The 21,009-nt window shown below is 70.5% G+C and carries 18 protein-coding genes; 10 read left to right on the top strand and 8 right to left on the bottom strand.

From position 1 onward, the window contains the following. The first annotated feature begins 125 nt into the window (after nt 1–125). Nucleotides 126–827: a class I SAM-dependent methyltransferase gene (locus I3V78_RS34550; RefSeq protein ID WP_204494515.1), complete on the top strand. Its 702-nt coding sequence runs from the start codon at nt 126–128 to the stop codon at nt 825–827. A gap of 20 nt (nt 828–847) precedes the next feature. Here the strand turns inward: I3V78_RS34550 and I3V78_RS34545 are convergent, their stop codons facing one another. Beyond that, nucleotides 848–1,537 (bottom strand): response regulator transcription factor, encoded by a 690-nt coding sequence (locus tag I3V78_RS34545; protein WP_204494513.1) that lies wholly within the window; start codon nt 1,535–1,537, stop codon nt 848–850. A gap of 105 nt (nt 1,538–1,642) precedes the next feature. Between I3V78_RS34545 and I3V78_RS34540 the strand changes: the two genes are divergently transcribed. Both I3V78_RS34540 and I3V78_RS34535 read left to right on the top strand, forming a co-directional pair. Continuing rightward, the gene (locus I3V78_RS34540) at nt 1,643–2,212 is read left to right on the top strand and encodes a hypothetical protein (RefSeq protein ID WP_204494511.1); all 570 of its coding nucleotides are present in this window, start codon (nt 1,643–1,645) and stop codon (nt 2,210–2,212) included. Between the two features lie 12 nt (nt 2,213–2,224). Continuing rightward, entirely contained in the window at nt 2,225–2,980 is a 756-nt protein-coding gene (locus I3V78_RS34535; protein ID WP_204494508.1) for a hypothetical protein, read from the top strand. A gap of 79 nt (nt 2,981–3,059) precedes the next feature. Here the strand turns inward: I3V78_RS34535 and I3V78_RS34530 are convergent, their stop codons facing one another. The 5 genes from I3V78_RS34530 to I3V78_RS34510 form a co-directional block, all read right to left on the bottom strand. Next, complete coding sequence (locus I3V78_RS34530) at nt 3,060–3,629, bottom strand: YdeI/OmpD-associated family protein (protein ID WP_338023862.1); 570 nt, start codon at nt 3,627–3,629, stop codon at nt 3,060–3,062. A 518-nt stretch (nt 3,630–4,147) separates the two neighbouring features. Beyond that, complete coding sequence (locus tag I3V78_RS34525) at nt 4,148–7,378, bottom strand: Ig-like domain-containing protein (RefSeq protein ID WP_239576865.1); 3,231 nt, start codon at nt 7,376–7,378, stop codon at nt 4,148–4,150. Between the two features lie 128 nt (nt 7,379–7,506). Continuing rightward, a complete protein-coding gene (locus I3V78_RS34520; protein WP_204494501.1) occupies nt 7,507–8,544 on the bottom strand; it encodes an alpha/beta hydrolase in 1,038 nt (345 codons plus the stop codon). Nucleotides 8,545–8,552: 8 nt separating this feature from the next. Beyond that, nucleotides 8,553–10,079, bottom strand: coding sequence for an ATP-binding protein (locus I3V78_RS34515; protein ID WP_204494499.1), 1,527 nt, complete (start codon nt 10,077–10,079; stop codon nt 8,553–8,555). 28 nt (nt 10,080–10,107) lie between these two features. Continuing rightward, on the bottom strand, nt 10,108–10,713 hold the full coding sequence (locus I3V78_RS34510) for a hypothetical protein (protein WP_204494497.1): 606 nt from the start codon (nt 10,711–10,713) through the stop codon (nt 10,108–10,110). A 195-nt stretch (nt 10,714–10,908) separates the two neighbouring features. On the opposite strand from I3V78_RS34510, the gene I3V78_RS34505 reads away from it, so the two are divergent. The 6 genes from I3V78_RS34505 to I3V78_RS34480 are packed head-to-tail and all read left to right on the top strand — an operon-like array spanning nt 10,909 to nt 17,546. Next, nucleotides 10,909–11,910 carry an NAD(P)H-dependent glycerol-3-phosphate dehydrogenase gene (locus I3V78_RS34505; protein ID WP_204494495.1) on the top strand — a complete coding sequence of 334 codons (1,002 nt, stop codon included), beginning with the start codon at nt 10,909–10,911 and terminating at the stop codon, nt 11,908–11,910. Nucleotides 11,911–11,962: 52 nt separating this feature from the next. Beyond that, a complete protein-coding gene (locus I3V78_RS34500; RefSeq protein ID WP_204494493.1) occupies nt 11,963–13,996 on the top strand; it encodes an alkaline phosphatase family protein in 2,034 nt (677 codons plus the stop codon). Next, entirely contained in the window at nt 13,993–14,667 is a 675-nt protein-coding gene (locus tag I3V78_RS34495; protein WP_204494491.1) for a hypothetical protein, read from the top strand. The genes I3V78_RS34500 and I3V78_RS34495 overlap by 4 nt, the downstream gene beginning before the upstream one ends. A gap of 45 nt (nt 14,668–14,712) precedes the next feature. After that, nucleotides 14,713–15,708, top strand: coding sequence for a class I SAM-dependent methyltransferase (locus I3V78_RS34490; RefSeq protein ID WP_204494489.1), 996 nt, complete (start codon nt 14,713–14,715; stop codon nt 15,706–15,708). Further along, a complete protein-coding gene (locus I3V78_RS34485; protein WP_204494487.1) occupies nt 15,705–16,949 on the top strand; it encodes an AHH domain-containing protein in 1,245 nt (414 codons plus the stop codon). Before I3V78_RS34490 ends, I3V78_RS34485 begins: the two co-directional genes overlap by 4 nt. A 15-nt stretch (nt 16,950–16,964) precedes the next feature. Further along, nucleotides 16,965–17,546 (top strand): imm11 family protein, encoded by a 582-nt coding sequence (locus I3V78_RS34480; protein WP_204494484.1) that lies wholly within the window; start codon nt 16,965–16,967, stop codon nt 17,544–17,546. Nucleotides 17,547–17,564: 18 nt separating this feature from the next. Here the strand turns inward: I3V78_RS34480 and I3V78_RS34475 are convergent, their stop codons facing one another. Together I3V78_RS34475 and hflX are read right to left on the bottom strand one after the other, a co-directional pair. Continuing rightward, nucleotides 17,565–17,993 (bottom strand): hypothetical protein, encoded by a 429-nt coding sequence (locus I3V78_RS34475; RefSeq protein WP_204494481.1) that lies wholly within the window; start codon nt 17,991–17,993, stop codon nt 17,565–17,567. A gap of 57 nt (nt 17,994–18,050) precedes the next feature. Then, nucleotides 18,051–19,703, bottom strand: coding sequence for a GTPase HflX (hflX, locus tag I3V78_RS34470; RefSeq protein ID WP_204494479.1), 1,653 nt, complete (start codon nt 19,701–19,703; stop codon nt 18,051–18,053). Nucleotides 19,704–19,899: 196 nt separating this feature from the next. Here hflX and proB point away from each other — a divergent pair, with 196 nt between their 5' ends. Next, nucleotides 19,900–21,003, top strand: a complete 1,104-nt coding sequence (proB, locus tag I3V78_RS34465) for a glutamate 5-kinase (RefSeq protein ID WP_420840441.1) — start codon at nt 19,900–19,902, stop codon at nt 21,001–21,003. Nucleotides 21,004–21,009: the final 6 nt, after the last annotated feature.

The raw sequence follows: 21,009 nt of genomic DNA, 5'->3' as shown, positions 1-21,009 counted from the left end.
GCCAGCGCCTACAGGCCCCGGGGACGGTCCGGACGTCGACTCACGGACAGGGCGTGGGTAATTCTCTGCCCACCTGGGGAAGCGCGGTCGCCCCTTTGGGGAGCCAATCGTGTTACTCCGGGCGCATGGCCGGAAATGACGCGCGGGGCCGCACGCCGCTCTCCCTGGTCGGGCAGGATCCCGATCTCCTCTTCTACACGCGCCAGGCGACGGCGGTGGGCGGGCCGGTGCTGGTGCTCGGCGCGGCCAACGGGCGCGTGGCGTGGACGCTGGCGCGGGCGGGCCTGAGCGTGCTCGGAGTGGATTCCTCCGAGCGCATGGTGCAGGCGGCCGAGGAGATGCGCGGCGCGGAGTCCCTGGAGGTGTCGGGCCGGGCGCGACTGCTGCACGCGGACCTGCGCTCGCTGCGGCTGGACGAGCGCTTCCGGGTGGTGCTCGCGCCGCACCACGCCCTGGGGTTGATGACGACGATCGCGGACCTGGAGGCGATGCTCGCCACGGTGCGCCACCACCTGGAGCCGGACGGGTTGTTCGTCTACGACGTGCTCAACCCACGCGCCGAGCCGCCTCCGCCGGGGAACGAGGAGGACGAGCCGGGGGCCGCGGTGGCGCCGCGCCGCCCCGTGTTCACCTTCCACCTGCGCGAGCGCAAGCGCGCGGACGCGCCCTCGGGCATCCACCGCCTCAAGTTCAAGCCCTTCTCCAGCGAGGAATTGGAGACGGCGATGACGGCGAGCGGCCTGACGCCGCGCGAGCGCTACGGCACCTTCGAGGGCAAGCCCTTCGAGCCGTCGGACGCGCACCACATCGGCGTCGTCGACGGGTAGGGACGGGGAGGGCGGGGGCCTCAGCGCTCGAAGCGGTAGCCGAGGCCGCGCACGGTGAGGAAGTGGATGGGGGCCTCGGGGTCCGCCTCGAGCTTGAGGCGCAGCTGGCGCATGAAGTTGTCCACCGTGCGGGCGCTGCCCTCGTAGGCGTAGCCCCAGGCGGCGCTCAGGAGCTCCTCGCGGCTGAAGGTGCGCCCCGGGTGGGCGAGGAAGTGGGCGAGCAGCTTGAACTCCTGCGCGGTGAACTCCACGGGCTGGCCCGCGCGGCTCACGGTCTTGGCCGTCAGGTCCACCTGGACGTCGCCGAAGCCCACGGGGGGCTGGGTGGTGGTGGGGTAGCGGCGGCGCAGCACGGCCTTGATGCGCGCGAGCAATTCCTGCAGGCCGAAGGGCTTGACCACGTAGTCGTCGGCGCCGAGGTTGAGGCCGATGATCTTGTCCGTCTCGGCGCTCTTGGCGCTGAGCACCACCACGGGCGTGTCCCGGCCGCGCTGGCGCAGCTCCTTGAGGACCTCGAAGCCATTGAGCTCGGGCAGCATCAGGTCGAGCACCATCAGGTCCGGCGCCTCGTCGAGCGCGAGCGCGAGGCCCTGACGCCCCTCCTGGGCCTGGAGGACCTCGTAGCCCTCGAAGCGCAGGTTCATGGAGAGCCCGGTGAGAATGGCCAGGTCGTCCTCCACCACCAGGATGCGTCGTGGCTTGTCGCTCATGCAGGGTGCTCTACCGCACCTTCCGGGTGCTCGGAAGAGGACCCTTGGGCGGCGCGCGTGTCATGGGCTCATGGTCCTCGGTGGCACGTCCGGTAGCGTGCCGGGATGCGCGTTGTCCTGCTGGGGCTCATGGGGGTGCTGGCCGCATGCGGTGGCCGTCAGGGGCCGCGCCCGGACGAGGTCATACCCTCGGCGCACCGCGTCGCGTCTGACGCTGTGCTGGTCTGGAGCGTGGACCCGGAGGGGCAGGCGGCCCAGTCCTGGCAGCCCGCCGCGCTCTGGCGCCGGGAGTTGAGCGCGGCGCGGGCGCGCGTCCCGCGTCGGACATCTCCCGTGGTCCTCGTCTCCTCGCGTCCCCGCGACTGCGATCAGGAGCAGCTCGACTGCCACCGGGACTGCATGAGCCGCAAGCCGCCCTATCCGCATGGTGCGCGCTTGAATCACGGGCACGTGAACTACTGCGACACCAAGTGCCTCAATGCGTACATGGACTGTTTGAAGGCACAGCAAGCGGCTCCCCTGCGGCTGCATGAGGGAGCGACCTCCGCGACCTGGTTCCAGAACCATCAGGACGCGTTGACGGTCGGAGGCATCGTCATCGTCGCGGGGGTCGCCTGCGTCGTCATTTCCGTTGGGGTGGGCGTGTGGGTGCTCGCTCCCCTGGCGCTGCTGTGATGAGGGGTCTTCGTGCGATTTGATCTCGAGACGTCCTGTGCGGTGCTCCAGCGGCTGGAAGAGACCACGGGTGCTCGCTCCGAGGCGGATTCCCTGCGGCTGGCCGCCATGGCCCTTCACTTCATTTCGGGGCAGGGCTCACTTCTCGACTTCGAGGACTATCTCGCGTGCTTCGAGGCCGAACTGCCCGAGGCGTCGCTTCCTCGATTCGCCACGCGAGAGCTCGCACAGGACGAATTACGTCAAGCCGCCGTCTCCGCCGTCTCCCCATGCGTAGTGGTGGCGGGGCGTCGGCACTCCATGGGTTATTCCCTGGATGAAGGGGAGCGATTCCTGATTCCCGTTCCATCCAAGGAGGAGGTGCGGACGGTGGGGCCCGGGTCCATGCCCCGGTTGGTGTCGGGAGTACACGGTCTCCTCCGCGCGGAGGTGCATGCCACCTCCTCCGAGGAACACGCGTGCTTGCAACTGGCTCTGCTCGCGTTCCACTTCATTGGGGAGAGTGGACGATGGGTCGAGTTCGAGCGGTTCACGCGGCTCTTCGACACGCAAGCGCCTGTGCTTCCCCTGCGTGTTTTCTCCTCCCGGCAGGAAGCGGAGCGCTGGTTGAGCGATCATCCCCGGCCGCCGCATGGGGTTCAGGTTCAGATCGCGGGGCAGCGGTTCGTGGTGGGCTATGATCGAGAGACCGCTCTCCGAGTCTTGGTGCGCAGCCCCTCGCTCCATGAGCTGGGGTTGTCCCGAGCACCCGATGATTCCGCCGGGTAGGCGCTCGCCCGCGAAGCGCCACCCGTCCGAGCCCGGCTTGCTCACGGACAGTCTGAAGGCGCGGGACGTGACCGCTGAACTACTCGGGCTTCGCCTTCTGGGGGTACGGCGTCTCGTGGCGCGCGAGCATCTCGACGAACTGGACGATCTTGCGCGCGCGCGTCTCCGCCTTCTTCACCGAACCCAGCCGGTGGATGAGCGCGTAGCGGTTGGTCTTGTTCAGCACGTCGAACATGGCCTGGGCCTCGGGGACAGCCGCGATCGCCGCGGCGAGATCCTCCGGCACGACCGCCTCGGACGGTGCCGCGTAGGCGGCCGCCCACCGGCCGTCGGACCGCGCGGCCTCGACCGCGGCCCGGCCCGGCGGCAGCATGCGGCCCGCCGCCTCGAGCCGGGCCACGTTGGCGACATTGCGCTGGGACCAGGCGCTGCGGGGCCCACGGGGGGTCAGCCGAACGAACGACGACTCCGCGTCACGCTTGCGGCCTTGCCCGTCGATCCAGCCCACACACAGCGCCTCGTCGACCGCGAGCTGCCAGGTCACCGTGGTGACCGACCCGCCCTTCTTGTGCAGCGCCAGCCAGACGCCTGGTGAGGTGCCGTGGTGTCTTCCCAACCACGCCCGGAGCGCCTCGGCATCCGCGACCACCAATTCCTCCAACTCCGCCTTCGCCATGTGTCGCAGGATAGCCGTCGGCGCCGACGAGTACACTCGAGTACACAGCGAAGTTGCCCGCGTAGCCGCGCAGGAAGACCACGGCGGTGGATGCCGGCTCCGAGGACTCCGGCGGGATGAGGACGGCGTCGGAGGCCTCGGGGCGCTGCATGCCCAGCCAGGTCGCGACGGCGGGCGTGGCCACGGAGCCCTCCGTCTCGCGCATCCGGGTGAAGGCGGACTCGAGCGCGGGCACGAAGCTCGCTGCCTCCGCGCGCGGCAGCAGAAGCGCGCACCGTCACAGCACTTCGTCAGGCGATCGAGGACGCCATGCCGCTCATTTCTGCCTCGGATGCGGCCCAATGGTTCAAAGCCTGTGGCTTTCAGCCTCAAGCCACGTGAGCTCCGCTGTGAACGGGACGGCCCCCGGGCCCGTTGCCTTCCGGGTGCGGGGGCACGAGGACGCCCCCGCGCGAGGAGTTCCGCGCGCGGAGGCTCGCGGCGGGCGCCGCTCAGGGCAGGTAGAGCTCCGCCTCCGCCATGTCAGCGGAGAAATAACCTCCCGCGAGGAGCACCTGGCCATTGGGCAGCAGCGTGGCCGTGTGTTGCAAGACTCGAGGGAATGCGAGGGTCCCCGCCGCGCTCCAGGTATTCGTCGTCGGGTCGTAGGCCTCCATCTGTGACGAGAAGACATCCCGCCACTCCGTGACCAGCACCCGACCGTCGGACAGCAAGGTCACCGAGGGCTGGAAGCGGCGCGTGATCCGAGGGCCGGTGGTGCTCCAAACGCCCGTGGTCGGGTCGTACAACTCCGGGCGTTCCAGGTCGACGCTGCCCTCGCCCTCGGTGACGAGCACCTTGCCATTGGGCAGCAGCGTGGCCGAGTGGCCGGCGCGGGCCGACGCCATCGCACCCGTGACACTCCAGGACCCCGAGGCCGGATCGAACACCTCCGAGGTCGTCAGGGTCGAGGTGTCCTGACTGCCTCCGGTGACGAGCACCTTGCCATTGGGCAGCAGCGTGGCCGTGTGGCCGGAGCGGGGGACGGTCATGGCGCCGGTGACGCTCCAGGTGTTCGCGGCCGGGTCGTACAACTGCGCCACGGGGGTGTGGCCGATGGATTCCCCCGAGACGAGCACCCGGCCATCGGGAAGCAGGGTCGCCGTATACCGGAGGCGAAGCGGTAGGGCCAGGGCGGTCGTGGGGCTCCAGGTGCCCGACGCGGGGTCATACACTTCCCCGGTCGCGAGGTCCTCGATCCAGGGGTTGCTTCCCACGACGAGCACCTTGCCATGGGGCAGCGGCGTGGCCGTATGGAGAAAGCGAGGCGAGGACATGGGGGCCGTGGGGCTCCAGGTGCCCGTGGCCGGGTGATAGATCTCCGCCTCCGCGAGCGGACCGCTCTCGTTCATCCCCCCCACGACGAGTACCCGGCCGCCGGACAACAAGGTCGCCGTGTGGAATCGGCGAGGGGTGTTCATGGCGCCCGTGGCGATTCCCCCCGAGAAGCGGGCGTCGGGCGTGTAGACCTCCGCGCTGCCCTCATTGGACTGGCCTCCCGAGACGAGCACCTGGCCGTTGGCCAGCAACGTGGCGTCATGCCAGGAGCGAGACGCGGTCATGCTGGTGACCGTGCTCCAGGCGTCCGTGGCCGGGTCGTACACCTCCGTCTTCGCGGTGGGCGCGGAACTGATTCCTCCCGCGACGAGCACCTTGCCATTGGGCAGCGTCACGGCTGTGTGGAAGGCGCGAGGCGTGGCCATGGACGCCGTCATGCTCCAGGCGCCCGTGGCCGGGTCGTACATCTCCGCCGTCAACAGAGTGGACCAGGTGTCACCCTGGCCTCCCACGGCGAGCACCTTGCCCGTGGGCAGCAGCGCCGCCTTGTGGAAGGAGCGGCGCTCGGTCAGCGAGCCCGTGATGCTCCAGGTGTTCGAAGCCGGGTCGTACACCTCGGTCGAGGCAGTGCCCCCTCCCGCGACGAGCACTCGACCATTGGACAGCAAGGTCGCCGTGTGGAGACTGTGCGGCGCGTGCATGGCACCGGTGGCGCTCCAGGCGCCCGTGGCCGGGTCGTACACCTCCGCCGCGGGGTCGTCCGCCTGTCCCACGACGAGGACCTTGCCGTTGGGCAGCAGCGTCGCCGTGTGGACGTAGCGAGACGCGTTCAAGGCACCCGTGGTGCTCCAGGCGTTGGTGGCCGGATCATAGACCTCCGCCGTCCTCGCGCCCTCATCGCCTCCCACGACGAGGACCTTGCCGTCGCTCAGCAGCGTCGCCGTGTGTAAGGTGCGAGGCGAGGTCATGGACGCCGCCATGCTCCAGGCGCCGGTGGCTGGGTCGTACACCTCCGCCGTCGCCAGGACGCGGCCTATGCCATCCCCTCCCACGGCGAGCACCCGGCCGTCGGTGAGGCGCGTTGTCGTGTGTCCCGAGCGAGGCGTGCTCATGGTGCCCGTCGACACCCAGGCGAGGGGGCTACAGACGGGGAGCCCCGTCAGGGTGAAGCGGTTGGTGACCGTGAGGTGGAAGGCATTGGTGACGGTCGCGGTGACGACGAGGGGAATGCCCGCGCTGCTGACGCAGGTGGGCGCCGTCCAGGTGACGCGGCTGCGGGTGGCACCGGTGGAGGCCGCGTCCAACACGCCCACGCTCGCGCTCCAGAAGAATGAGAGCGCGGAGCCCTCGGGATCGCGGGCCACCACGTCGAAGTGGATCTTCTGGGAGGGCGCGGCGGTGGGCGAGGATGCGGCGGCGGACACCAGCACGGGGGGCAGGTGGGGCGCGGGCGCGGAATCGTTGCTCACGCACAGGGCCACGCTCCCGGTGTGCTGGGCCCCCCGACCATCGGAGACGGAAACGGTGAGGCGACAGTTGTTGCAGGCCTCGGAGGGAAGGGCGGTCGGGGTGAATCGGGCGGAGGCGGAAGCGGCGTTGGCCCAGGTGCCCGCGCAGGAGGCACTCCAGGCATAGCTCAGGCGGTCTCCCTCCAGATCGGAGGCCAGGGCGGAGACGGAGACGGTCTGTCCGACGGCCAGCCAGGAGGGGGCCGCGCTGATGGCGGACACCAGCGGGGCGGTATTGAAGGAGATGAAGAACCAGGCATTGCCCTCCACGCCACTGGCGGTGACGGCGACGCGCAGGGAGATGGAGGCGGCGAGGCCGCGGGAGTCGGTGACGGTGACGGTGAGGGTCTGGAGGCCGGAGGCGGCGGGCGCGGTCCAGGACGTGGCGCTCCCGGTGGGCGAGGAGAAGGCGCCCGCGGTGGAGGTCCACGCGTAGGTGAGCGTGTCCTCTGGGTTGGGGTCATGGGCGGTGACGGACAGAGAGATCGTGCCGCCCACGGCCACGGAGGTGGCGGAGGCGAGGAGCGAGTCGATGAGGGGGGCTTCGTTGTCGAACGGAGGCGGGGACGAGAGGGGCTGGAGGGTGAGCGCGACGAGGGCGGTCTGGTCCGGGAGGATGGTGATGCCGGAAGCGGAGCCTTGGAAGAGGAGGGTGTCGGAGGCGTCGAAGGCCTGGGCGAAGAAGGCTCGGTCGGCTCCGGCGGGAATGTGCCCGAGGAAGCCGCTCCAGACGCCCTCCGAGACGACGAGGTCGACGGAGCGGGGGGCGAAATCAGACGCGCTCGCGGTGACGGTGACGCGCGCGATGGACGCGGAGAGTTGCTGGGCGAGGGCGACGGCGAACCGAGCCGAGCCGTCGGGGGAGGATGCGGTCGGGGTGCATCCCGCGAGCAACATCAGACACAACGCCAGTGGCAGGAGAGAGGAAATCCGTTTCATACATCCTGAGGGGCAAGGGGAGGCGGAAGTCAAACACATCTCCCGAGAGCCAACCCCATCCCTTGTCGCGCACCCAAGCGTCCGCGTCAGTGCTCCCGCGCGTGCAGCCACGTGGCGATGGTGCTCCGACATTTCGCGTGATGGTCCAGGAAGGCGAAGTGGCCGCTGTCGACCTCCACGGAGGTGGCGAGGCGTCCCGCGCGCCGGGCGTACTCCCGCATCAGCCGCGCGGGCATCATCGTGTCCCGTGCGCCCTGCACGAGCAGCACGGGCACCCGGGGCGGAGCCTCCTTCGTCTCGGCGCCCGAGATGAGCACCAGGCCTCGGAGCTCCAGTCCGGCGGGGACGGGCCGGTTCACGAGCACGCTCGCGCCCTCGCCACCGTTGGACAGGCCCCCCAGGTACACCCGGCGGATGCCTTGCTTCACGAGCCAGGCATACGTGGCCGCGAGCGTCCGCTCGCCTCGCGGCGACTTCCAGCGGCCCTCGGGCCCCACCGAGGGGCAGAGGGTGAGCGCGGAGATGGCATGGGCCGCACGGCTCATCTGCCAGCAGTACACGGCGAAGTTGCCCGCGTAGCCATGGAGGAAGACCACGGCGGTCGAGGTCGGCTCCGAGGACTCCGGTGGGATGAGGACGGCATCGAAGGCCTCGGGGCGCTGCATGCCCAGCCAGGTTGCCACGGCGGGCGTGGCCACGGGGCCCTCCGCCTCGCGCATCCGGGTGAAGGCGGACTCGAGCGCGGGCACGAAGTCCTGGGCCTCCGCGCGCGGCAGCCGTCCGGAGAGGCGGAGCGCATGGGCGGCGAGGAGCGTTCCATCCCGCTCGTCGACGAGCCGGTTGACGAGTCGCGTCCCTCCGTCCGGCAGCCGCTGAACGGACAGCGCTCCCCGCTCCGTGAGCAGCACACGCGCGCCGAGGACGAACACGAGCAGGCCCAGCCCCGCGCGGGTGAGGCCCCGCCAGCGCCTCCGACGCCGGGTGAGGAGCCCCACCGTGGTGAGCAGCGCGCCCAGCACATACCCCCAGCCCGAGGGACTGGCGCCGATGAGGAGCGCCGCCCCGAGCAGCGCGGCCACGAGCGGCGCGGCGAGCGCGCCCAGGAGCAGGGCCGCCCTGGACACGGCCGGGCTCAGACCTTCTCCACCGGGAGCTGGAGGGTGAAGCGGCTGCCCTTGCCCAGCTCGCTCTTGAGGAGGATGTGCCCGCCGTGCGCCTCCACGATGCGGCGGGCGATGGCCAGGCCCAGGCCGCTGCCCTCGGTGCGGCGCGTGAGCAGGTTGTCCACCCGGTAGAAGCGCTCGAAGATGCGCCGGTGGTCGCGCCGGGCGATGCCCACGCCGTGGTCCTCCACCGTCAGCTCCACCCACCGCCGATGCTGGCGCACGCTCAGGGCGATGCGCTTGTCCTCGCGGCTGTACTTGTAGGCGTTCTGCAGGAGGTTGAGCAGCGCCCCGGCGATGGCCACCCGGTCCACGTGCACCGGGGGCGGCGGCTCGGGCACCTGCACGGTGAGCTTCAAGTCCCCCTCCAGCCGCTGGGCGCGGAAGGCCGCCACGGCCGTCTCCACCACGTCCGACACGGGCAGCGTCTCCGGGTGGTACTCCTTGCGGCCGCTCTCGATGCGAGACCAGTCGAGCACGCGCTCGATGAGGGTGCTCAGGCGCTCGGTCTCCTGGGTGAGCATGCGCAGCACCTCCTGCGTCTGGGCGGGGTCCTGCACGCGCCCCAGGGCGAGCGTCTCGATGAACATGCGGATGGAGGTGACGGGGGTGCGCAGCTCGTGGCTCACCAGGGAGACGAAGTCCGTCTTCATGCGCGACAGCCGCGCCTCGCGGTAGAGCACGCGGCCCGTGTAGACGACGCCGAAGGAGAGCGTGAGGTAGAAGAGCGCGAGCAGCACCACGTAGACGAGCCGGTTGCGCGTGGAGGCCCGGGCCACGGGATCCTCGCCCAGGGGCACCACGCCCAGCCGGAAGTCCTGCAGGGGCACGTCCAGCGTGCGCTCGGCGAGCGTGGGCGGCCCGAGCGCGCTGGCGCGGGCCTGGGCCACCTCGGAGGCGAGCTTGCCCATGAGGCCCTCGCCGGGAAGTGGCTCCTGCCGGGCGAGCAGCACGAAGCGCACGGGCTCGCTGGACGTCTGCTGTCCCTCGCCCCACTCGGCGAGCAGGGCCTCCACGGCCTCCTGGGACACGCGGGCGCCATACACGGTGCCATCGCGCGGCTCGGCGGCGAGGAGCGTGGCCTTGCCGCCCACCACGAGCGAGAAGAGCGAGGTGCCCCGAGGGAAGTCGGAGGACGAGGTGCCCGTGGCCTGCAGCGCGGTGGCCAGGTCCTTGTCGGCCGTGCGCACCTGCTTGCCCTCCAGCTCGAAGGTGTCGCGCGTGGACAGCCGACGGCCCGCGGCGTCCACGAGCCACCACTGCCCTTCCTCGCGCTCGAAGCTCGCCGCGCGCAGCACCGTGGGCAGCTCCTCGGCGAGCCCCTCCAGCGTGCCCTTCCAGGCCGCCTCCAGCCGCTTCTCCACCGCGGCGCGCTCGTTGATGATGGCCACGACGCCAAAGCCGGACAGGCCCGCGGACGGCAGCACCACGAGGACGATGAGCAGCGCGAAGGTGCGCCGGAAGCTCAGGATGATGGGCGGGGGATGGGTGGCCACGGGGCGTCTCCGTGCGGCGCGTCGGGGCTCAGCGCGGGCCGGCGTCGGGAAGGGGGCCGGCGTCGGGAGGAAGGCCGGCGTCGGGAAGGGGGCCCGCGTCGGGAGGGCTCGCCACGGCGGCCTGGGCGAGCCGCTCGGGCGTGGTGGCGTAGAGCGTCATGCGGGCCAGGTCGAGCGCGCGCTCCTTGTCCGGGCCCAGCCAGGTGACGACGATGCCGCAGGGCGTGTCCTCGTCCCAGGCGGACACCTGGAGCATGCCCGGCACGGGCTCGCGCCGCGCCGCGGCCTTGCCCATGGCGGGCACCTCCGTGCCACCGGCCTTGATCGTCGGGGTGAGCAGGGCGCGCGTGTCCTCGCCCTCGAAGCGCGGGCGGCAGTCGTAGGCGATGGAGACGGAGACGTCGCGGCGCTCGGTGGAGCGCAAGACGCACAGGGGGCCGCAGGTGGGGCAGGGGCGCTCCTGCGTGAGGGTGAAGCCGGGCAGCGCGTCGCGCACCTCCAGCGCCACGAGGCCCTCGCACCGCAGGGTCTCCTGCGGGGGCACGCCCGCGTCCGGCGCGCTCGGCGTCCGCGAGCGGCACGCGCCCAGCGCCAGCATCAGCACCACCACTCCCACGCCCCGGCCTGCCCGCATCCCGACATCCCTCCTCGCGCCCCGTGAAGGCGGCGGATGGTAGTCCGCCCGGTTCCGGAGGGAGCGGGGGAAAGTGGGCGGCTGCTCGCTGTCAGACGCCACGCGTCATCCGCCGTGCCCGGGATTGCTCGTTTCCGGGCGCGGGGCTGGTCTACACTGCGCCCCCCCTCCTCCGACACCCAGGAGATGTGCTCCATGCGCGCCAGCGTCATCGGTTCTGGCTCTTTCGGCACGGCCCTCGCCAACGTCCTCGCGGTGAACTGCGAGCATGTGGGCCTGTGGGGCCGGGACGCCGCGCTCGCCGAGGCGATCAACACCCGCCACGAGAACGGCACCTACCTGCCGGGCATCCCCATCTCCCCGCGCGTGAGGGCCACGACCGTGCTGGCCGAGGCGCTGGAGGGCGCGGAGCTGGTGGTCATGGCCGCGCCCAGCCACGCCACGCGCCAGGTGGTGGCCCAGGCGCTGCCGCACCTGCCCCGGCACGTGCCGCTGGTCACGGTGGCCAAGGGCATCGAGAACGACACGCTGCTCACCATGACGGAGCTCCTGGAGGACTGCCTGCCGGAGGAGTTCCATCCGTACATCGCCGTGCTCTCGGGGCCGAGCTTCGCCAAGGAGCTGGCCCAGCGCATGCCCACGGTGGTGACCATCGCCTCGCCCTGGGACAAGGTGGCGCTGCGCTGCCAGAAGGCGCTGCAGACGGAGACGTTCCGCTCCTACACGTCCAGCGACGTGGTGGGGGTGCAGTACGGCGGCGCGCTCAAGAACGTCATCGCCATCGCGGCGGGCATCGCGGACGGGCTGGGCATGGGCCACAACGCCCGCGCGGCCATCATCACCCGGGGGCTCGCGGAGATCACCCGGCTGGCGGTGCGCAAGGGCGGCAACCCGCTGACGCTCTCGGGCCTGTCGGGCATGGGGGACCTGGTGCTCACGTGCACGGGGGAGCTCAGCCGCAACCGGCACGTGGGCATGGAGCTGGGCCGGGGCCGCTCGCTGCCGGACATCCTCGCGGACATGAAGCAGGTGGCCGAGGGCGTGAAGACGGCCAGGAGCGCGCGGGATTTGTCGCAGAAGGTCGGCGTGGAGCTGCCCATCTGCGAGAAGGTGTATGCCATCGCCTACGAGGGCAAGAGCGCTCGGGCGGCGGTGGTGGAGCTGATGACACGTCAGCCCAAGAACGAACTGGTGTGAGGCCTGCGCGCCTCACCCGAACGCGGTGAACCACCACCTGGGGGTCGAGCCAATGAGTTGGAAGAAGCGCTGGTCGGGAGCGGGTCTGGTCGTGCTGACGGCGTGTGTCGGCGTGGCGGGCTGTGACAAGGACAAGCCGACGCCCGAGCCGGAGCCGACGCCGTCCGTGCGCCGCAACAAGATGATCATCTTCGTGTGGGACGGGCTGCGGCCGGACTACATCAACGCGGCGGACACGCCCAACGTCCACGCGCTGCGCACGCGGGGCGTGTGGTTCGAGGACAACCACTCGACCTACCCGACCTTCACGCTCATCAATGGCGCCACGTTCGCCACGGGCGCGTTCCCGGCGGTGACGGGCTTCAACGGCAACGCGGCCTACGCGCCCGGCCCCAAGGTACAGAACGCCACGGGCGCCACCGCGGACTTCCACGCGCCCGTCTTCGTGGACGACTGGCGGCTGCTCGACCAGCTTGGCAAGTACTACGAGGAGACGTTCCACGAGCCCCTGCTCAACGCGGACACGCTCTTCGCGGCGGCGCACGGCGCGGGCCTCAAGACGGCGACGATTGGCAAGAGCGGCCCGGCCTACCTGCAGGACACCGCGCGCGGCGGCGTGCTCATCGACGAGAACACCGTCTGGCCGCTGGCCACCGCCGAGGACATGCAGCAGAAGGGCTTCAAGCTGCCGAAGAACACCCCCCTGATGCACCCGGGCCTGACGCTCGCCGCGGACAACGGCTCGCCCACGGGGACCTCGTCCATCATCTTCTTCTCCGATGGCAAGACGCCCGACGCGTCCGACAGCGCCGGCGGCCGTCACCTCACGCAGAACCAGAACCTGGCGGACTACTACACGGGCTACGTCCTGCCCCAGGTGATGCCGGACCTGTCGCTCATCTGGCTGCGCACGGTGGACGCCGCGCAGCACGACTACGGCCCGGGCTCGGCCAACGCCCTGGCCTCCTTGCGCCTGCAGGACAAGCTGCTCGGGCAGATCGTCTCGACGCTGGAGGCGCGGGGCGAGCTCGCCACGACGAACATCCTCATCGCCTCGGACCACTCGCACTCGTCGGTGTCCGGGCCGCTGTCGCTCTTCCCGCTGCGCGGCGTCACGCCGGACGGGACCACGGGCAAGAACACGGCGGGCGAGGTGAGCGCCACGGGCTTCTCGGCGTCCGGTTTCGTGCGCAGCGCGGACCTGCTCACGCGCGCGGGCTTCCACGCGTATGACGGCTCGGGCTGCGACAACTCGCCCGTGCTCAGCGGCATCCGCGCCGATGGCACCCCCGTCTATCCCCAGCGCACGGACACCGAGGGCGCGCTGTGCGGCACCAAGGGCGCCAGGTACACGACGCCCGCCTACGCGGTGCCCGCGACCCTGCCCGCGGACGCCATCATCATCGCGGCGCCGGGCGGCTCGGATCAGTTCTACATCCCGAGCCACGACCCCGCGCTGGTCAAGCGGCTGGTGTCCTTCCTGCAGAGCCGCGAGGAGTACGGCGCCATCTTCGTGGACTCGCGCTACGGGGACATCCCGGGCACCTTCCGTGCCTCGGCGGCCAACCTGGAGAACGCCTCGGGCCGCAGCCCCGACGTGACGGTGAGCTTCATGTGGGATGACCAGGCGTCCATCAACGGCAAGCCGGGCATCGAGTACAACTCCTACCCGCCGTACCGGGGCATGCACGGCAGCTTCAGCCCGGTGGACGTGCACAACACGCTCATCGCGTCGGGTCCGGACTTCAAGGCGGGCGTCAACAGCACCTTGCCCTCGGGCAACACGGACGTGGCGCCCACGGTGGCCCACCTGCTCGGCCTGTCGCTGCCCACGGCGCAGGGCCGCGTGCTGGTGGAGTCCCTGCTCAAGCCGCCCTCCGAGCCCGCGCTCACGGTCAAGACGGTGACGGTGGAGGCCACGCCCGTGAGCGGGCTCCAGTTCCAGATGCCCACGGACCCCTCCGGCGCCACGCTCGACACCGCGCTCCAGGGCAACTACTCGGCGGTGCTCCAGATGAAGCAGCTCGATGACGGCCAGGGCAAGACGTTCACTTACTTCGACCTGGCGCGGGTGACGCGGAAGTGAGCCGTCGCGTGGGCGTGCTCGGGGTAGGGCTGTGCGCCGCGAGCGCGCTCGCGGCGGCACCGGAGTCGGCCGGAGGTCTCTCCTGGGAGAAGACCTTCGGCCCGCCCGCCACGAAGCCGGACCTCCAGGTGAAGGCGCGCACGGAGGATCCCTCCGGAGGCACCCATACCCTGGAGCTCTGGCGGGACGGCGAGCGGTGGCTGCGGCGGCGCACGGACGGGCTCCTGGAAGTCTGGGTCGAGGACCAGGGCCCGGCGGGCGCGCCGGCGCACGCGGTGACGGTGGTGGATCGGCGCTCGGGTACGGTGCGCCGCGTGTCGGTGGAGCGCAGCGCGAAGCTGGGCCCGGCGTTCACGTGGTGGCCGCTCGCGCACCTGCTGCCCTTGCCCGGGCCGCGCTACACGCTGCGGCGGCTGAAGGCGCCCGCGCTGCGGGTGGGGAGCGCGCGGTGTGACTGGTACGTGTTCCTCCCGGAGGGCCAGCCCGAGCAGCGCATCTGCTGGTCGCGGGAGTACGCGCTGGCCCTGCGGCACGAGGAGAAGCGAGGGGCGGGCTGGTGGACGCGGCTCGCGGTGGACAGCGTGGGGCCGCTCACCGACAAGGCGGCGGCGTTCCACCTGGAGTCGGAGGGCCTGAGGGACGTGCCCCTGCCCGAGCCCGCCGAGGACTAGGGGTCCGGTGGGCGTGCCACACGGAGTTGGAGAGGGGCGAGGCCTGTGAACGACGAGTTGAGCCGGATCTGGAATCTCTACGGGACCGGGGGACTGGGGGCCGCCGTGCGGGCCGGGACGGTCACGCCGGACGGTCACCTGTACCTGGCGCTGTTGGCCTTCGCGGAGGAGCGCTACGCCGAGGCGGCGGAGCTCGCGGCGGGCGCGGCGAGGGCGGAGCCGGAAGCGCTCCTGCCCCGGGCGGCGGCCACCTACCTCGCGCGGGTGGCGCGGGAGGGCAAGCGCGACGTCTACGTGTCGGCGGAGGGCTTTGGCGCCTTCATCCGGGGTGGGGGCAACGTGCCGCTCTACCAGGCGACGAGCGCGGCGCTGGCCCGGAACCATCCCCAGACGTCCTTCGAGCTGTTGGACATCGGCGTGGGAGACGGTCTGGCGCTGTTGCCGTCGCTGACGTCGCGGGTGGAGGGGGTGACGCTGGTGGAGCCCGCGGTGCCCCTGCTCGCGCGGACCACCGAGGCGCTCGCCCAGAAGCGCATCGGGTTCGATGCCTACGCCGGAAGCCTCCAGGAGTTCGCGGCCGAGCCGCGCTCGCGCTCACGCCGCTGGGACGTGGCGCAGGCGACCTTCAGCTTGCAATCGCTCGCGCCGGCGGACCGACCGGCGATGCTGCGCTGGCTGAGGGCGCGGTGTGACGTCCTGTTGATCGCCGAGTTCGACCCGCCGTGCATGGACGAGCCGTTGAAGCCCGAGACGGCGGCGCACGTGTTCGCGCGCTACCGCGAGGGCCTGGCGGAGTACGTGGGGGCGGACTTCGAGACGGTGGCCCAGGGCTTCCTGATGCCGGTGATGTTCGGCTACGCGGACCGGAGCGTGGCGCGCACCAACTTCGAGCAGCCCCTCGCGCAGTGGGAGCGGCTCTTGCGCGAGGCGGGCTTCGAGAAGGTCGAGCGCCAGCTGCTGTACCCCTATTGGTGGGCTCCCGCCTGGTTGCTCGTGTCGTCCCCCGCGTCACCTTCGGGCGCGCAGCGGGTATTGGAATGAACTTCCGGATGGGAGGCGGCTTGCTCCTCCTCCTGTTTCTCCAAGCCGCGTGTGTCACGGGCTCGTCGCGAGGACTGACTTCAAGACGTGATCATTCCCCTGTTCAGGTCTCGGACCTGGAATTTCGGCATGCGTTCACCCGGCTCCTCCTTGATGTTCCCCTTCGGATCACCGACGCCTCTCCAAGACCTGGTGTTGTCCGCCTGAGAAGGGCGATATGGCCATCGAATGCCGTGGGGGACGCCTCCGTGGAGGCGGGTTACGCACGCTGGTGCGCGCGACGCGGCTCTCCGGGCGATTGCTTCCTGCTCCTCGGTGAGGGGCCATATGACGCCACGCTCGGTCAGAGGGACAGATTCATCCTGGCCCTCGGTCTCGCGTTCACCCCATCCGTGGAGGCCGCCATGGGGGTTCTCCGGGATTTCTCTCGGGAGGCCATGACGGTCATGGTCACGGGGCTGTCGCTCTATCTGGTCGTCCTCCTGGCTCCAGAACCCCTGTCCAAGGGTCTCGCCACGGCGATGACGCTTTTTCTCTGGGGCTACCTCGGCCATGAACTCTGGGGGTTGATTTCCGCCACGACGCAGCTCTGGGACGACGTGCAATCCGCTCGGACGTTCCACCAACTCCGTGGTGCGAGCGAGCAGTACGCCCAGGTCCTCGGGCCCAACACCCTGCGTCTCCTCATTCTCCTGGCGACATGGCAAGCGGGTGTTCATGGCAAGGACTTCACGACGGGACATGGGCTGCCGGGCTTCTCCCAGGCGGTGCGGAACGCCGCGAGCCTGGGCCGCATCGACCTGACCGCGGTGGCCGCCGAGGCGACGTCGGTATCGTTGGCCGAGGGGCGGCTCGTGCTCACGTATCCCTCCGGCGCGGCGGTGGTCCTCTCCATGCGGACGGGGGAGGATGAGGCGGGAGAGGTCCACCACATCGCCACCGTGGAGAACGAGAAGTCCGCGCTTCGCGGAGGACCTTGGACGCCTCGGTTCAAGAGGTTCTTCGACAAGGCGGGTATGTCGATGGAGGACCCCGCGAACAAGGTCCGCGTTCCGGGGCACAAAGGTCCTCATCCCCAGGCGTACCATGAGCGTATCCACCGGCGTCTCTCGGGCGCGATGGAGGACTGCGAAACCACGGTCCAATGCCAGGAGGTCCTCTCACGGGAGTTGAAGGCCTTGGCCGAACAGCTGCGAAGAGCGGGTTCCGAGTTCAACAAGCTGATTACGGGAAACCCGTGAGGTGAGGAGTGCCGCATGACGCGACGGTATTTCGAGCTGACCGATGACATGACCCACCCGGAGCGCTGGTTGCTGGGGGACCCCCTGGACGAACAGGGAAAAGAGGTGCCCGCACGGCGGTTCATGAGCGGAGCGCCCACCCACGTCGATGGACGGCTTCGAATCCCCGTCTACCACCCGGGACCTCCGCTCGATTTCACGCGCGCCGACACAGGAAGCATCCCCGTGGTCAGCGAGAAGGTGGCTCGGGTCCTGTCCGAGTCGGCGCCCAGTGACGTTCAGCTCTTCCCCGTGGACGTGGACTCGCGGCCAGAGCACTTCTTCCTGGTCAACGTCACGCGCCTCGTGAAGTGCATCGATGACGCGGCTTCCACGGAGGTGCTGTACTGGACGCCGGAAGATGGTCGACCCGGGAAGGTCGGGCAGTACCGGGATGTCCACGGCATGCGCATCGATCCCTCCAAGGTCGTGGGGGCGAAGGTGTTCCGGCCTTGGGGCTGGAGGGGGTCCCTCCTCGTGGCCGACGAGGTGAAGGAGGCCCTCGTGCGCAGCGGCGCCTCGGGGCTCGTCTTCCAGGAAGTGACCGGCCCCGGGTGAGGCTCGGAGCGTGCTCCCTCAGTACCGGCTGCCCACGCCCTTGACCCGCCACACCGTCTGCCGCTGGGTGGTGACGTGGGACATGAGCACGTTGTCCTGCTGCATCTGGTCCAGCAGGCGCACGAGCTTGCTGCGGTCCAGGCCGGTGGCCTCGGCGAGGTCCGGCGTCTCCAGGCCCGCCGGGTAGCGGCGCAGCTCGTCGACGATCAGCTTCTTGAACTCGAGCTTGGCGGCGCCATCCATGTCCTGGGCCTTGGAGGCCTGCACGATGGCCCAGGACACCAGCGCCAGCACCACCAGGGCCAGGGCGGGGTAGACGATGTGGCTGTTGCGCTCGAGGACGTCGAAATAGCTCGGGTCCACCGACGAGGCGGGCTTGTCGGGACCCGGATCCAGTCCAGGAATGGAGATCTGCGCGAGCAGGGCGAGGGCGGAGGGAGTCAGCACGGCCCCGGAATCCTAGAAGGCTCCGGAGCCGTCGGCAACCTCACGCCCGCACTCTTCCTACATCACGCCCAGGCCCTGCGAGGCGCCCTCGGCGAACAGCGTGGTGTCCGCCTTGGCCAGGAGCGAGGCCAGTCCCTCGCGCTGCACGGCGCTGATGGCCACGCCGCCCCGGGAGCGCAGGAGGGCTTCCACTTCCTCGGCCGTCAGCTGGTCGGCCTTGTTCCACACCATGAGGCGCGGCTTGGCCATCAGCTCCAGGGAGTCGAGGATGTTCTCCACGGCCTCCACCTGCTCGTCGCGCGCCGGATCGCTCGCGTCCACCACGTGCAAGAGCAGGTCCGCGTCGTACAACTCCTCCAGCGTGGCGCGGAAGGCGGCCACCAGGTCCTTGGGCAGGTCGCGGATGAAACCCACCGTGTCGGTGATGATGACCTCGCGCTCCTGGGGGAAGCGCAGCCGGCGGCTGGTGGGATCCAACGTGGCGAACAGCTTGTCCTCCGCGAGCACCTCGGCGCCGGTGATGGCGTTGAGCAGCGTGCTCTTGCCCGCGTTGGTGTAGCCCACGATGGAGATGACCGGCAGGTCGCGCCGGTTGCGCTGGGCGCGGCGCACCTCGCGCTCGCGTGACAGCGAGTCGATGCGCTTCTCCAGGTGGTTGATGCGATCGCGCGCGCGGCGGCGGTCGATCTCGAGCTTCGTCTCACCGGGGCCGCGTCCGCCGATGCCGCCGGCCAGACGGCTGAGCGAGGTGTCACTCTGCACGAGCCGCGGCAGCCGGTACTTGAGCTGGGCGAGCTCCACCTGGAGCTTGCCCTCGGCGCTCTGCGCCCGCTGGGCGAAGATGTCGAGGATGAGCTGGGTGCGGTCGATGACCTTGAGGCTCGTGGCCTCGCTGATGTGCCGACCCTGCGAGGGCGTGAGATCCTTGTCGAAGATGAGCAGGTCGGCCATGGCCTGCATGGAGCGCAGGTTGAGGTCCTCGAGCTTGCCGCGCCCGATGAGGTAGCGCGGGTCGGCCTCGCGGCGCATCTGCAGGACGCTGTCGAGCACCTCGACGCCGGCGGTGCGCGCCAGCTCCTTGAGCTCGGCGAGGCTGGCCTCGGCGGCGGCGCGGTTGCCGTCCAGGCACACCGCCACGAGCAGGGCCTTGTCACGACCGGACACCCGGCGCGCGGCGGCCTTGCGGTTGAGCTCCTCCTCCAGCGCCTCCAGCGTGTCGAGCACGTCGGGCTGACCGTCGTGCACGTCCGGCAGGGTGGTGACGCTCCAGAAGGTGCCGTCGCCGTTCTCGGGGACCAGGTGCGCGTAGTGCAGCACGCCCGGCAGGCCCTCCTCGCCCACGCCGATGGCGGCGACCATGTCCAGGCGCAGCAGCGCCAGGTCCGTCAGGTCGTCCTTGGTGAGCGGCTCGCTCTTGAGGTGCGTGTGCACGAGCCGCAGGCCACGCAGACGCACCTGGCCCGCACGGGCGCGGCCGATGTCGGGCAGCTCCAACTTGTGGGCGTTGCCCACCACCACGTGCTCGATTTCCCCCTTGCGGTTGAGCAGCACGCCCACCTGCCGGTTCATCTCCCGCGACAACTCGGTGAGGTGGCGGGCGAGTTCAGGGGAGACGATCTCGTGGGGCGACACGCGGCGCCGATAGGTGTTGCGCAAACGACTCTGCTCGCTTGCCTTGAGGCCCAGGGTGTTGCCGTAGATGTCCTTCAAAACAGTCCTTCTCCCACGCGGATGAGGAAGGGCGCCCGCGTCTCGCCGTCGGCCTGCTTGGTCTCTCCAGGAGCATAAGGGCCCCCTGGTCGGGTTTCATCCCCGGGTGTGTCAAATGCCGACCTCATACAACACGTCCCCACGACGGGCTCTTCCGGCGTACCCTGACAGCGTGAGCCTTTCGGGACGAGAAGCGGTGCGCGCCGCCCGGCGCGTGGTGGTGAAGATCGGGACCAATGCCCTCACGAACGCCACGGGGCGCTTCAACCGGGCCCACTTCGAGGCGCTGAGCGAGGACCTGCTCTGGGCGGCCCGGGACCGGGAGCTGGTGGTGGTGTCCAGCGGCGCCGTGGCCCTGGGGGTGGAGCGGCTGGGACTGCCCGCGCGGCCCAAGGACATTCCGGGCAAGCAGGCCTGCGCGGCGGTGGGCCAGAGCCGGCTGATGCAGGCGTACGAGGAGGCGTTTGGCCGGGCGGACCGACGGGTGGCCCAGGTGCTGCTCACGCACGGGGATGTGCAGGACCGGCGGCGCTACCTCAACGTGAAGCACGCGCTGGAGCGGCTCATCGAGGCCCACGTGGTCCCCATCATCAACGAGAACGACACCGTGTCGGTGGACGAGCTCAAGTTCGGCGACAACGACACCCTGGCGGCGCTCGTGGCCGGGGGCGTGGAGGCCGATGCGCTCGTCGTCCTCTCGGACGTGGAGGGGCTCTACACGGCGGACCCGCGCAAGCACCCGGACGCCCAGCTCATGCCCCAGGTGGACACCGTCACGCCGGAGTTGCTCGCGCTCGCCGGGGGTTCGGGCAGCCAGGTGGGCACCGGCGGCATGGCCACCAAGATTCGCGCCGCCGCGCGCGTCACGGAACTGGGCGTGCGCTGCGTCATCACCTCGGGCGCGGTGCCGGGCCGGCTGCGCGCGGTGCTCGCCGGCGAGTCCGTGGGCACGCTCTTCGAGACCTCGGGCAGCCGGCGCAGCGCGCGCATGGCGTGGATCGCCCACGCGCTCAAGTCCAAGGGCCGGGTGCTCGTGGACGAGGGGGCGCGCACGGCCGTCGTCACCGCCAAGCGCAGCCTCCTGCCCTCGGGCATCCGCTCGGTGGAGGGGGATTTCGGCCGGGGAGACCCGGTGGACCTGGTGGACGCGCGGGGCGAGGTGTTCGCCCGGGGCCTGAGCGCCTACGACGCGGGCGAGCTGCGGCGCATCGCGGGGCTCAAGAGCACCGACATCGAGCCCGCGCTCGGCTACCGCTACATCGACGAGGCGGTGCACCGGGACGATCTGGCCGTCCTCTAGGCGCGC

The organism is Archangium primigenium, from assembly GCF_016904885.1.
In the GTDB taxonomy this organism is placed as follows: Bacteria; Myxococcota; Myxococcia; order Myxococcales; family Myxococcaceae; genus Cystobacter; species Cystobacter primigenius.
This window is presented reverse-complemented; position numbering and strand designations above follow the sequence as displayed.

Coding starts and splice junctions, on each gene's coding strand:
- I3V78_RS34550 (WP_204494515.1), top strand. CDS start 126: ATGGCCGGAAATGACGCGCGGGGCCGCACGCCGCTCTCCCTGGTCGGG.
- I3V78_RS34545 (WP_204494513.1), bottom strand. CDS start 1,537: ATGAGCGACAAGCCACGACGCATCCTGGTGGTGGAGGACGACCTGGCC.
- I3V78_RS34540 (WP_204494511.1), top strand. CDS start 1,643: ATGCGCGTTGTCCTGCTGGGGCTCATGGGGGTGCTGGCCGCATGCGGT.
- I3V78_RS34525 (WP_239576865.1), bottom strand. CDS start 7,378: ATGTTGCTCGCGGGATGCACCCCGACCGCATCCTCCCCCGACGGCTCG.
- I3V78_RS34510 (WP_204494497.1), bottom strand. CDS start 10,713: ATGCGGGCAGGCCGGGGCGTGGGAGTGGTGGTGCTGATGCTGGCGCTG.
- I3V78_RS34505 (WP_204494495.1), top strand. CDS start 10,909: ATGCGCGCCAGCGTCATCGGTTCTGGCTCTTTCGGCACGGCCCTCGCC.
- I3V78_RS34500 (WP_204494493.1), top strand. CDS start 11,963: ATGAGTTGGAAGAAGCGCTGGTCGGGAGCGGGTCTGGTCGTGCTGACG.
- I3V78_RS34485 (WP_204494487.1), top strand. CDS start 15,705: ATGAACTTCCGGATGGGAGGCGGCTTGCTCCTCCTCCTGTTTCTCCAA.
- I3V78_RS34480 (WP_204494484.1), top strand. CDS start 16,965: ATGACGCGACGGTATTTCGAGCTGACCGATGACATGACCCACCCGGAG.